Source organism: Nonomuraea sp. WAC 01424 (assembly GCF_003947315.1).
GTDB classification, from domain to species: Bacteria; Actinomycetota; Actinomycetes; order Streptosporangiales; family Streptosporangiaceae; genus Nonomuraea; species Nonomuraea spiralis.
The window spans coordinates 212,445-223,879 of record NZ_QHHZ01000022.1; the positions used below are offsets into that span (position 1 = coordinate 212,445).

At 68.9% G+C, this 11,435-nt stretch carries 11 protein-coding genes and 1 pseudogene; 6 read left to right on the forward strand and 6 right to left on the reverse strand.

Annotated elements, in window-relative coordinates; genetic code table 11:
• Positions 1 to 210: 210 nt before the first annotated feature.
• Both DMB42_RS45410 and DMB42_RS45415 read right to left on the reverse strand, forming a co-directional pair.
• Positions 211 to 1,341, reverse strand: a complete 1,131-nt coding sequence (locus DMB42_RS45410; protein WP_125646137.1) for a HAMP domain-containing sensor histidine kinase — start codon at positions 1,339 to 1,341, stop codon at positions 211 to 213.
• On the reverse strand, positions 1,338 to 1,991 hold the full coding sequence (locus tag DMB42_RS45415; RefSeq protein WP_125646139.1) for a response regulator transcription factor: 654 nt from the start codon (positions 1,989 to 1,991) through the stop codon (positions 1,338 to 1,340). Before DMB42_RS45415 ends, DMB42_RS45410 begins: the two co-directional genes overlap by 4 nt.
• A gap of 89 nt (positions 1,992 to 2,080) precedes the next feature.
• On the opposite strand from DMB42_RS45415, the gene DMB42_RS45420 reads away from it, so the two are divergent.
• From DMB42_RS45420 to DMB42_RS45435, 4 genes are read left to right on the forward strand one after another with little or no spacing between them, the layout of a single operon-like run.
• Entirely contained in the window at positions 2,081 to 2,560 is a 480-nt protein-coding gene (locus DMB42_RS45420; protein ID WP_125646141.1) for a hypothetical protein, read from the forward strand.
• Positions 2,557 to 3,576 carry a peptidoglycan-binding protein gene (locus DMB42_RS45425; protein ID WP_125646143.1) on the forward strand — a complete coding sequence of 340 codons (1,020 nt, stop codon included), beginning with the start codon at positions 2,557 to 2,559 and terminating at the stop codon, positions 3,574 to 3,576. The genes DMB42_RS45420 and DMB42_RS45425 overlap by 4 nt, the downstream gene beginning before the upstream one ends.
• Positions 3,573 to 4,229 (forward strand): ABC transporter ATP-binding protein, encoded by a 657-nt coding sequence (locus DMB42_RS45430; RefSeq protein ID WP_125646145.1) that lies wholly within the window; start codon positions 3,573 to 3,575, stop codon positions 4,227 to 4,229. Before DMB42_RS45425 ends, DMB42_RS45430 begins: the two co-directional genes overlap by 4 nt.
• Positions 4,226 to 5,404 (forward strand): ABC transporter permease, encoded by a 1,179-nt coding sequence (locus DMB42_RS45435; RefSeq protein ID WP_125646146.1) that lies wholly within the window; start codon positions 4,226 to 4,228, stop codon positions 5,402 to 5,404. Before DMB42_RS45430 ends, DMB42_RS45435 begins: the two co-directional genes overlap by 4 nt.
• 94 nt (positions 5,405 to 5,498) lie before the next feature.
• Here the strand turns inward: DMB42_RS45435 and DMB42_RS53840 are convergent, their stop codons facing one another.
• Complete coding sequence (locus tag DMB42_RS53840; RefSeq protein WP_185845208.1) at positions 5,499 to 5,816, reverse strand: hypothetical protein; 318 nt, start codon at positions 5,814 to 5,816, stop codon at positions 5,499 to 5,501.
• Between the two features lie 1,307 nt (positions 5,817 to 7,123).
• Here DMB42_RS53840 and DMB42_RS45445 point away from each other — a divergent pair.
• Positions 7,124 to 8,107 carry a serine hydrolase gene (locus DMB42_RS45445; protein ID WP_221762654.1) on the forward strand — a complete coding sequence of 328 codons (984 nt, stop codon included), beginning with the start codon at positions 7,124 to 7,126 and terminating at the stop codon, positions 8,105 to 8,107.
• 290 nt (positions 8,108 to 8,397) lie between these two features.
• On the opposite strand, the gene DMB42_RS45450 is transcribed toward DMB42_RS45445, so the two are convergent.
• Entirely contained in the window at positions 8,398 to 8,781 is a 384-nt protein-coding gene (locus DMB42_RS45450; protein WP_125646148.1) for a hypothetical protein, read from the reverse strand.
• A 338-nt stretch (positions 8,782 to 9,119) separates the two neighbouring features.
• On the opposite strand from DMB42_RS45450, the gene DMB42_RS45455 reads away from it, so the two are divergent.
• A complete protein-coding gene (locus tag DMB42_RS45455; protein WP_221762655.1) occupies positions 9,120 to 10,565 on the forward strand; it encodes a serine hydrolase in 1,446 nt (481 codons plus the stop codon).
• A 107-nt stretch (positions 10,566 to 10,672) separates the two neighbouring features.
• On the opposite strand, the gene DMB42_RS45460 is transcribed toward DMB42_RS45455, so the two are convergent.
• Together DMB42_RS45460 and DMB42_RS45465 are read right to left on the reverse strand one after the other, a co-directional pair.
• The gene (locus DMB42_RS45460) at positions 10,673 to 10,924 is read right to left on the reverse strand and encodes a hypothetical protein (protein ID WP_125646150.1); all 252 of its coding nucleotides are present in this window, start codon (positions 10,922 to 10,924) and stop codon (positions 10,673 to 10,675) included.
• Positions 10,925 to 11,328: 404 nt separating this feature from the next.
• A pseudogene (locus DMB42_RS45465) lies at positions 11,329 to 11,435 on the reverse strand (IS5/IS1182 family transposase); the annotation flags it as partial.

Below are 11,435 nucleotides of genomic sequence, written 5' to 3' on the forward strand. Positions count from 1 at the left end.
GGTCACCCGGCTGGCTGGCCATCGGGGTGGCCGCCGCGTTGGCCGGAGTCTTGCTCGTAGGTGTGCGAAGAGGTCGGCGCCAGGGAGGTGGCGAATCGGGACTCGAACGTCCCGTGGATGGCCGTTGAGAGGTAGATGCCGCCGTCTACGTGCTCAAGACTTCTGCACGTAAATCGTCTCGTACACCGGCCTGGGGCGCGGCCGAGTGCGTCACACGGCCTCTCGCGGCGAGGCGGTGCCCGGGCCCGGCAACCGCACGGTTACCACCAGGCCGCCGCCATGGCGAGGCACGGCCGATACCGAGCCGCCGTGACCACGGGCGATGGAGCGCACGATGGACAGTCCGAGGCCGAACCCCCTCCCACCGCCGGTACGCTCGCGGTTGAGACGCCGGAACGGCTGGAACAGCGACTCGATCTCGTAGTGCGGCACGATGGGCCCCGAGTTGGCCACGGTCAGCACCGCGTCCTCGCCGACGGTCTTCGTGCTCACGCAGACGAGGCCGGAGGGCACGTTGTGCTCGACGGCGTTCTCGATCAGGTTCTGTACCAGTCGTTCGAGCAGGATCGGATCGCCTCTGGTGACCGCGGCGGCCACGCCGTCGCAGGGCACGCCGCGCTGGTCGCACACGTGGCCGGCGATGTCGGCCAGGTCGACGGGGGTGCGCTCGGTGATGCCGTGCTCGGAGTCGGCCAGCGTGAGCAGGCCGTCGATCAGCCGTTCGTGCCGTTCGTTGACGGTCTGCAACGACGTGCCGAGCTGGATGCAGTCCTCCGAGGCACCCTGCCTGCTGACCGCGAGCTCCACCAGCATCCTGTTCATGGCCAGCGGGGTGCGCAATTCGTGAGAGGCGTTGGCGACCAGCCTGCGCTGTCCGTCGAAGGCCGCGTCCAGTTGCTCCACCATCAGGTTGAAGGCGTCGGCCAGGTCGCGTACCTCGTCTTGCGGGCCGTTCATGACGATCCGTTCGTGCAGCCCCCGCCCCGCGCCCCCGGCGAGCCGCCGCGCGGTCTCGGTGACGCGGTGCAGGGGCTGCAGCGCGTGGCCCGCCACCAGCCAGCCGAACCCGACCGAGGCTGCGCCGACCAGCAGCAACCCCATCGCGCCCTGCGACATCAGGGAGGTGGTGGTCGCCGTACGGATCTGTTCGCTCAACATCTGCCGTCCCTCGTCCATCGGCGGTTCAGATGGCGTGGACGACAGGATGTGCTTGCCGCTGATGGCCGATGGCACCTGCTGGGACACCAGCAGGGTCGTGACGCCGAGCAGCACCACTCCGCCCACCAGGAAGAACGCCGCGTACACCAGGGTCAGCCTGGCCCTGATCGTGAGCTTCTTCATGCGATCCGGTACCCGGCTCCGGGAACGGTGTCGATCACGGGGACCTCCAGCTTGCGGCGCAGCTTCAGAATGGTCACCCGCACGACGCCGGTGAACGGGTCGGTGTGTTCATCCCAGGCCCGCTCCAGCAGGTCCTCGGCCGACACCACCGCCCCGTCGGCGCGCAGCAACTCGGCGAGAACGGCGAACTCCTTGCGCGACAGCGCGACGTAACGCCCATCGCGGTAAACCTCCCGCCTGGCCAGATCCATCCGGATGCCACGGCGGCTGAGGACCGGAGGCGTGGCGGGCCCCGTGCGCCGCAGCAGCGCCTGCACTCTGGCCGACAACTCGGCCAGAGCAAACGGCTTGGGCAGGTAGTCGTCGGCGCCGAGTTGGAGGCCCGCCACCCGATCCCGTACGGCCGCGGCAGCGGTCAGCATGAGAACGCGGGTTCGTGTGGCCGATTCCACGATCGATCGGCACACGTCATCGCCATGGACGGCGGGCAGATCACGGTCAAGGATGACCACGTCGTAGTCGTTCACTCCGAGCCGCTCGAGCGCCGAGCCGCCGTCGTTGACCACGTCAACGGCCAGCGCGTCGCGACGCAGCCACTCGGCGATGCCGTCGGCCAGTACCGGTTCGTCCTCAACGATCAGAACACGCACGCTCAGGAGTTCTATCCGGTCGGGTGTATCGCCACCGTTAACGTTCGCGCTAACGCCACGGTAATCGGCTCTGCGATGAACTCCGGGCCATGAAGACGAAGACGCTGATCAGGCTCCTCGCCCTGGGCCTCGTCCTTACCGCCTGCGGCGCCCAACCCGAGACCAGGGTCGCCACCGCGAGCGGCGCCACGGCGAGCGCGGCCGCGAGCCCTTCGGCCGCCGGCGACGCCGAGGTGGCCTTCGCCCGGTGCATGCGAGGTGAGGGCATCGACATCAAGGACCCGACCAACGGCCGCTTCGAGGTCAGCAGCGACATCGCCGAGAAGAAGAAGATGGACGCCGCGATGGCCAAATGCGGTCGCCTCCTGCCCGGCGGCCGGGGAGGCAAGCCGAGTCCGCAAGATCTCGACAGCGCGCGCAAGCAGGCCAGGTGCATGCGCGAGAACGGGTACCCCACGTTCCCCGACCCCGACCCAAGCGGAAGGCTCAAGCTGAACGTCGGCACCCTCGGAGCCGGCCCTGACGACCCGAAGTTCAAGGCCGCCATGGAAAAGTGCCGCGCGGCATGACCGGCCGGCTCGCGGCCGGGTCGCTGATCCTCGCGGCGGTCTGCGCCACCACCGCGGTAATCGTGTTCGGCGGGCACGGAGACGAACCGGTCACCCACGACGCCGTGCCCACCGCTCTCGCCGAGATCACCCAGCAGGACCTGGCCGACACCACGACGGCTACGGGGATCGTGGGCTACGGCCGCGAGCGCCCGCTCGCCGCGGCCACTTCCGGCACGGTCACCGCGCTCCCCGCCATCGGCTCGACGGTCCGGCGCGGCGGCGTGCTGTTCAAGGTCGACCAGGTCCCCACCGTGCTCTTGTACGGCAAGGTGCCCGCCTACCGAACGCTGCGGCCCGGCGTGCGAGGGGCCGATGTCCGGCAGCTGGAAGAGAACCTTCGTGAACTCGGCTATCGCGGTTTCACCGTCGACGACGTATTCGGCAGGGAGAGCACGCGGGCCGTACGCAAGTGGCAGAAGGACCTCGGTGTCAAGCAGACAGGCGTGGTCGAGCTCGGCCGGGTTGTCTTCCAGCCGGGCGCCGTCCGCGTCAACGATCAGACGGCAGGGCCTGGGACGCTTGTCCGTCCGGGCTCTCCACTCCTCACCGTTACCGGGAGCGCGCATTTGGTCACCGTACGGCTGGATGAGACGGAGTATCGGCTGGCCAGGATCGGCGCGACGGCGACGGTAAGGACACCGGCCGGCGAACAGGTTCAGGGAAAGGTCGCCACGGCGCAGTTCGTGGTCAATTCCGATCAGGCAGGCACGACCACGAAGGTGGAGCTGACCGTGGCGATCGGGGCCGTGGGCTACGACCGGGCGGCGGTCGATGTGACGCTCGTCTCCGAGGTGCGCAAGGACGTTCTCACGGTGCCGGTCGCGGCGCTCCTGGCGCTGTCCGAGGGCGGGTACGGCGTCGAACTCGCCGACGGCCGGATCGTTCCGGTCCGGACGGGGCTCTTCGCCGGTGGGCGTGTCGAGGTGTCGGGACAGGGGCTCACCGCCGGCCTGAAGGTGGGGATGCCGACATGATCGCGCGGCTCGAGGGCGTCACCAAGGCCTACCCCGGTGGTGTCATCGCGCTGGATGACGTCTCGCTGGAGGTCGAGAAGGGCGAGCTGCTGGCCATCGTCGGGCCGTCCGGGTCGGGAAAGTCCACCATGTTGCACATCCTCGGCACCTTGGACCGGCCCACCGGTGGCCGGGTGCACCTCGACGGCCAGGACGTGGGCACGCTGCCGGACCACGCCCTGTCGGAGCTGCGGGCCACCAGCATCGGGTTCGTGTTCCAGCAGTTCCACCTGACCACAGGCGCGTCGGCGCTGGACAACGTGGCCGACGGACTGCTGTATGCAGGGGTGCCGCTCGGGCAGCGGCGCGCCCGAGCGCTGGAGGCGCTCGACCAGGTGGGGCTCGGCCATCGCGTACGGCACCGGCCGCACGAACTGTCCGGTGGCGAGCGGCAGCGCGTGGCCATCGCACGGGCGGCCGTGCGCAGGCCTGTCTTGCTGCTGGCCGACGAGCCGACGGGCAACCTCGACTCGGTGGCAGGCGCGGGCGTGCTCGCGCTGCTACGAGAGCTGAACGCGTCAGGGACCACGATCGTGGTGATCACACACGACTTGGAGATCGCGCACGCCCTGCCCAGGCAGGTGCGCATGCGGGACGGGCGGGTGCTGCCATGACGGCGCTGTCGGCCAGGGACGTGATCAGGGTGGGCGCGGCCGGGCTGCGCACCCGGCCGCTGCGAGCCCTCCTGTCGGCCCTCGGCGTCGCCATCGGGATCGCCGCGATGGTGTCGGTCGTCGGGATCTCCGCCTCCAGCCGAGCCGAGCTGGACCGGACCCTGGCCAGGCTCGGCACCAACCTGCTCACGGTCGCGCCGGGCCAGACCGTGTTCGGCAAGCAGGCGCAGCTGCCGCGGGAGGCGGCGGCCATGATCCGCAGGATCCGCCCGGTGACGGGTGCCGCCGCTACCGCGCTGCTGCCCGACGCGCACGTGTACCGCAACGATCGGATCCCCGCGGCCGAGAGCGGCGGCATCGCCGTCGTCGCCACAGAGCTGACCGTCCCCGATCTCGTCGGGGCGGCTGTGGCGCGAGGCACCTGGCTCAACGGCGCGACGGCGAGGTACCCGGCCGTCGTGCTGGGCTCGACGGCGGCCGAACGGCTGGGCGTCACGACACTGGGACGGCAGGTGTACCTGAGTGGACACTGGTTCACCGTCATCGGGATGCTGGACGCGGCACCGCTCGCGCCGGAGTTGGACTCCTCCGCGCTGATCGGCTGGCCCGCTGCCGCACGGTACCTGTCGTTCGACGGGCATCCGACCACGATCTACACCCGCACCGAGGACTCGGCCGTGGAAGCGGTGCGCGCCGTGCTGGCCGCCGTCGCCAAACCTCAGGTGCCCGGCGAGGTGAACGCGTCCAGGCCGTCCGACGCGCTCGCCGCCCGCCAGGCGACAGACCGGGCCCTGACCGGCCTGCTGCTCGGCCTCGGCGCGGTCGCCCTGGTCGTCGGGGGTGTGGGCGTGGCCAACACCATGGTCATCTCGGTCCTGGAACGCAAAGCCGAGATCGGGCTGCGGCGGTCACTAGGTGCCACGCAGGGGCAGATCCTCCTCCAGTTCCTGGCCGAGGCGCTGCTGCTGTCCGGTCTCGGCGGCCTCGGCGGCCTGTTCCTGGGCACCGCGGTGACCGGTGTGTACGCGGCCATTCAGGCCCTGCCGATGGTGATCCCCATCTGGGCACTGGCAGGCGGTCTGGTCGCCACCCTGCTGATCGGCGGCCTGGCTGGGCTCTACCCCGCCATCCGTGCCGGCCACCTGGCCCCGACAGAGGCGCTGGCCTCGCCTTGACCGGCCGCCATCACACCACTGGATCGGCGGCAGCGCGCCGGGCGCGGCGATGCGGGAACTTGGTGAGTCCAGGCTCGGCGGCCACGGTTTCGGCTTACGTCGTGAGGCGCTGTTGATCGGGCAAGTCGGCGTACGAGGCCGGTGAACATGTGCTGGTGGACGTGGCGCGGCCTCCGTAGCTGCCAATGTTCGCCGGCGCCTTCGAACTCCGGGAGGGCCTGCGTGCGGTGGCGGTCGGCAGGCTGAGCGCCTTGGCGAGTTGGGCACGAGGCGGAAGCGGGCGGCTGCCGCCGGGGCGTGGGCGTTGCCATGTCGTTCCGCCGGTGTCCGCGACCAGGCGGACGAGGGTGTCGACGAGCTCGTCGGCGATGGTGCGCCAGGTGTCCTCGCCGAGGTGGCCGCTGAGTTCCAAGTCTGCGATGCCATGAGCGCCGGCCGCAGTGGCCCGAGACCGACACCTTCCCGCCAAGCGGGGAAGCAGCCTGCTGTCTCACCGGGTAGCCGCAGGTGCCTACCTTGACGTGATTCGAGTTCTTGTTGGCCACGCGAGCGGCATTCTTGTAGGCGCTAATCCGAGTGTAGAACTCATAGCAGGCACGTGCCTCCAAGTTCCCGGCGAACACATCCGGAGCGCTCCACGACGCGGAGCGCCGGTTGGTCCGACAAGCCAACGTGTAGTCCGAGTAACCGCTCGAGTTCTTTTTCCCGTGATTACCACGCAAACGTTGGTATAGTCGCCGTTGTTCGTCATGCTGCCCGGCCCCTTGATGTACCGCCCATCGACGATGGTGTGGCCGATGTCGATGACGGAACCTGCGGCTTGTGCCGGAGCGGCGACCAGGACGCGTGCTGCCCTAGCTGCCTGTGAGGTGCGGGCCCGGTGCGCCTTGACCGGCGGCCGGGAACCGAGGCAACGGAGTCAGCTCAGGCGGGGGCTCCTCGAATCCGGCCGCCTATCACGAGTATCGAAGACCTATATCCCGCCGAGCTGGCGAATCTCCTCCAGCGAGGAGGCGCCGGTGACCAGGGCGACGGACACGCAGGTGCCCATTGGGCCTTGGTTCCACCACCGGGTACGGCGCCGAGGGCGTGCATGCCGTGCCTGTGGTAGGCGGGGCCGTGGTTGTTGTAGAAGGAGTCCAGCCAAGGTGGACCCCAAAGCCGCAATACGTGATCGTTAAGCGTCTTCCGGGCTGGTCAGGCCTACTGAGGACTCGTCGGAGTCGCTGGGGCGGCGAGCGGCCCGGTGCGGCGAGGTCGCCGCACCGGCTGGCCACACCCGCACCTGCGAGGTCTGCGGCGACGACCCCGAGATCACCCAGGGCGATCAGCGGGTTGTGGAAGTCGTCGCGTGCCCATCGGATGCCGACGGCGATGCTGGTGAGCCGAGCAGGCGTGGCGCGCCGATTGCGTCGAGAGCTTCAAGGCCGAGGTTGGCCAGAAGGCCAACACAGGCGTCCTTCCCAAGTCGGAAATCGTCGGTGTTGAATCAGGGTTTCCGTAGGGGACAACTCCGACGCCGTACCGCCCTCTCGCGCCGGATCTTGGTACGGCGGAGGCCGAGAGCCGGACTCCGCGAATCGGAGGAGCAACGTGAAGGGAAGACGCAGAAGCGCAGCCGTCGTGGCGTACTTGACCGTGTCGTTGTCGGCAACGCCCGCCGTGACCGCCACCGCGGCGGCAGACGCGAGCCCGAGCGGTCGGACGAGTTTGCAGGCGATGCTGGACAAGATCGTCGCAGGCGGTGCCGTCGCCGCGATCGCCGAGGTTCGCGACGGGGACAAGACCTGGCGAGCCGCCAGCGGCAGGGCGAAGATGAACAATGCCCAGCCGGCCCCGGTGGACGGGCGCTTCCGGGCCGGGAGCGTGACCAAGTCGTTCACGGCGACCTCGGTGCTTCAACTGGTGGGAGAGGGAAAGCTGCACCTGTCCGACAGCGTGGAGCAGTGGCTGCCGAAGCTCGTGGACAAGGGCGCCGACATCACGATCAGGCACCTCCTCCAGAACACCAGCGGCCTTCCCGAGTACTCGACGGGCATGATGGACGAGGCGGGCATCCCCAAGGAGCGCTACCGCACCTGGTCGGCACGCGAACTGGTGGAAAGAGCGGAAAAGCTCCCGCGCGACTTCCCACCCGGGTCCGAGTACAGGTACTCCAACACCAACTACATCGTGCTCGGCATGCTGATCGAGAAGGTCACCGGCAGGCCGTACGCGACAGAGATCAGGGAGCGGATCCTGCGGCCGCTCGGCCTGCGGCACACCCGCGTGCCGGGAACCTCACCGGAGGTGTACGGCCCGCACGCCCACGCATATGTGCCGGTCACCAGGGGTGGCAAGGTCGTCCCCGTTGACGTCACACGGTTCAATCCCACGATGGCCGGTGCGGCGGGCGAGATCATCTCCACCACCGGGGACATCAACCGGTTCTACCGCGCCCTGTTCCAGGGCAAGCTGCTCCGCCCTGGCCTGCTGAAGGAGATGAAGGATCCCGGTACGACCGAGGGGTATGGGCTGGGGCTGGAGCTGGCGCCTCTTCCCTGCGGCACTGCGTATGGCCACGGCGGCGGCGCCCCGGGCTACCTCACGGTGGCGTTCAACTCGGCCGACGGTTCGCGACAGGTCACCTTGTCGATCACCCCGTTCTCCGGCAACCCTCACCAGGCGGCCATGACCCTGCTGACCTCCGCGCTGTGCCCTTAGGGAGCTTCAAGGCTGAGGTCAGGGCGGTTGGAAGTCCAAGCCCGTCCTGGCGGTGAAGGTGGTGGGCTGGTCCCACCGCTGCCGCTCCTGGCGTCAAGCTGCTGTGATCGGGACATCTCAAGGCATGGACCCAGGCGCGCCCACGTCACCCCACCAGAGCGACGTCCGGCCGGGACCCTGGGGGCTGATCCAGACGGGCAGGACGCACGCCGGGCCGCTCAACGGCTCACGGACGTCGCATGAGCGTGGGCGCACGGCGGGTCAGGTCGTCGCGTACGAGAGGGTGAACGTCAGAAGTCCGGCGCCGTGTCGGTCCACTCGGCGACCTCGTACGTCTCGTCCCCGGAGACCTCCCCCGGCTTGTGGAACCGATCAGGCTGATCACCGACCGTCAGACGACGAGGCTTGCCATCGTCTCCGGGGGGAAGCTCCCGCGAGCCGTGCGGAGGCGTCGCCACGAGGTCCCGCACGGCCAGCAGCGTCCCCTTGCCGGGATCGATGATCCACTGGCGCCCTGGCGCTTGCTGCACGTCAAAGGCCAGGAAGGGTGCGGCAGTGTCGAGCGCAAAGACTTGAACATGGCGAATCGCCCAAAGGGCCGGGACGGCTCGGCGGACGGCGCTTCGCGAAGTGTCCAGGACCGTCCAGCGGAAGTAACCCAATTGGCTGATCAATACCGCAAAGCGCAGACTTCGCGATTGTCACGGTGGGTGACAATATATTTACGCATGTGGCGGACGAGGAGGTTGAGCCAGCCAAAGACGGGCGAGCAAAGGGGCTCCACCCGGCGCTGCCCGGTGCGGATCGCGCTGGGCGTTCCTTGCGGTGTGGATGCGGCGTGGATGCGGTGTGGATGCGGTGTCCAGGAGGGCGCAGGTGGTGGTTCGGAGGTGCGGGCCGGCAGGCCCGATGACATCGCCCGCCTGCGATCGGATGATCACGAGTCGTGACTTATTGTGAGATCTTTCATAACTGCCAGATAACAGAGATCATTTCTGACTAAGGTGATCTAGTGATTCTGACTAGATCAACAAGTCGCCCGAGGCGTGTCCTGTCCGGGCTCGCCACCACAGCCGTGCTGCTGGGCGGCCTCGTCGTGCCGAACCCTGCGAATGCGGAGGCGGACAACGGCTCAGGAAGCGCGCTGGCGCACTTCCTGCAACAGGCGCTCGGCCGTCAGCGGTTCGAGCAGGTCCTGGACACCAACCCGCCGACGAGTGCGACCGACCTGGACGCGCTGCGGCGGGAGGGTGCCGCCAAGGAGGCGAAGCAAGTCCCGCAGAAGGCGGACCTGCGCGCGGCCGCCGCGGCCGCCGCGCCGATCACGCAGCAGCCCCAGATCGACCTGACCGTCATCGAGCTGGACCGGCTCGGCCGCCCCCTGTCCTCCGGCACCGTGCTGATGAGCCCGCAGTACCCGGAGGGCAAGATCGTCCCGATGGACGACAAGCTGCGCACTTCGGCCGTCCGCTGGAGGCAGTGGGACGACGCCGGCTGGTACGCCAACCGCGGCCAAGGCAGCATCGACATCCTGCCGGGCCGCGAGAACGCCGCCATCGACTTCATGAGCCCCTACCCCGCCTCCGTCCTGAAGCTGATGGTGGGCTTCGGGGTGCTGCGATTGGTGGACGCGGGCCAGATCTCGCTCGACGACACCTACGCCTACCAGCCGGTCACGGTCAGCTCGTTGTGCGGCCCCGCCCGCAGCGACACGGTCCGCAACTTCCTCGACTCTGCGCTCACCTGGTCGTCCAACGCCTCCGCCTGCGCCATGGTCAAGCTGCTGCACGACAAGGGCGCGGTGAACGGCCTCAACCAGACCTTCCAGGACCTCGGCCTGGAGACGCTCCAGCTCAAGAACACCAACCCCGACAACGGCGCGCGATGGGGCAACCCCGTCACCATGACGTCGCTCGACACGGCGAAGCTGCTGACGCTGGTCAACGGCGGGGCGGGCACCTTGTGGAAGACTCCGGGCGGCACCGCGGTCACGGCCGACGTCCTGAGCGACGCCTCCCGCACGTTCTTCAGGAGCAGGCTGGCCGAGCAGGGCATGAACGTCACCCTCTCCACCACCAACTGGTGCGGCGCGGACTATCCCTCCCCCGGCATCCCGCAGCTCACGCCCTCGCGGTGGCTCGGCGCCGACGGCACCGTGACGATTCCCGGCCAGGGCATCTCCTACGGCCGCGACGTGCGACCGTGCGACCAGAAGGCCGAGGTGACCTACGCCCACAAGAACGGCTGGGTGAACAACTCCGGCGCCGACGCGGGGATCGTGAAGGCCCTGCCCGGCAAGGGCGGCCGCACGTACGTCGTCGCCCTGTTCTCCAACCTCGGCTACCAGTACGTCGACCCGAACCGTCCCGCGACAGGCGCGGAGAACGTCTGGTTCACTGAGCGCCTGGCGAAGCTGGGCAAGGCCATCGACGAGTACGAGAAGCGCCGCATCGGCTGACCCCGCCGTCAAGCCGACCCGGTCAGGTCGCTGTGGTACCCAGCAGCCTGACCGGCGACAACCTCTGATCACACGCCCGTCCCGGCCAGGCCCCCGCGCGGCGGCTGTCAGCTCGCCGCCCACCGCCCGCTTCGCAGAGCGGCCGCGACCGAGCGCTCATGTTCGTCGGTCCAGTCCACCTCGGGGTCGGCTTCCGGCAGCCCGAGCACCACGGACGCGATCGCCTGCGCGGGCTCCGACCATTCGGCGGGCTCGGGCGCCCCGAACGGATTGGCCTGGAACCGCCGGGTGGTGATCTCCGGATTGCCGGGGGCCATCAGTATCAGCCCGCGCAATGTGGCGATGGCCAGGCGGGCCACCGTCTCGAACGTGACGCCCGCGTACGGACGCAGGCCGATCAGTCTCGCCCCCCAGGAGTAGGCTCACCCGCGCCACCTGGAGGACTGCAACACGGCCCGGCCTCACCGCAGCATCGGGCAGTTGTCCCCAGCGCAAGCCGAAACCGGACCGCCGACCCCCATCGACCTCACCAGCCACCGATTCCACAATGCCATCCTCAGCGGCCTCATCAACGAGCACCAGGTCGCCAGTTGAACCACCGACAACCCGCAGGTCAGACGCCAAATCCCTATTATTGAGCCCCACAGGATCCGGCCCGGCGATGTTCGGGGAACTTGCGTTGTCATCCCGCACCTGGTGGAGCGAAGGGCGGCTGGTGGGGGGCCCAAGACACGAGCGCACGAGCTAGGAGCTGTTTCTTGGATCAGGTCCGGAGCCAGATGACCAGGGCGGCCAGGGTGACGGTGCCGAGGAAGATGTAGGCGCGCTTGTCATAGCGCGTGGCCACGGCCCGGAAGTTCTTCAGCCGGT

Excerpts from the sequence above, each read along its gene's own strand:
- DMB42_RS45410 (WP_125646137.1), bottom strand. The coding sequence starts at position 1,341 with ATGAAGAAGCTCACGATCAGGGCCAGGCTGACCCTGGTGTACGCGGCG.
- DMB42_RS45420 (WP_125646141.1), top strand. The coding sequence starts at position 2,081 with ATGAAGACGAAGACGCTGATCAGGCTCCTCGCCCTGGGCCTCGTCCTT.
- DMB42_RS45425 (WP_125646143.1), top strand. The coding sequence starts at position 2,557 with ATGACCGGCCGGCTCGCGGCCGGGTCGCTGATCCTCGCGGCGGTCTGC.
- DMB42_RS45430 (WP_125646145.1), top strand. The coding sequence starts at position 3,573 with ATGATCGCGCGGCTCGAGGGCGTCACCAAGGCCTACCCCGGTGGTGTC.
- DMB42_RS45435 (WP_125646146.1), top strand. The coding sequence starts at position 4,226 with ATGACGGCGCTGTCGGCCAGGGACGTGATCAGGGTGGGCGCGGCCGGG.
- DMB42_RS45445 (WP_221762654.1), top strand. The coding sequence starts at position 7,124 with ATGCTGGACAAGATCGTCGCAGGCGGTGCCGTCGCCGCGATCGCCGAG.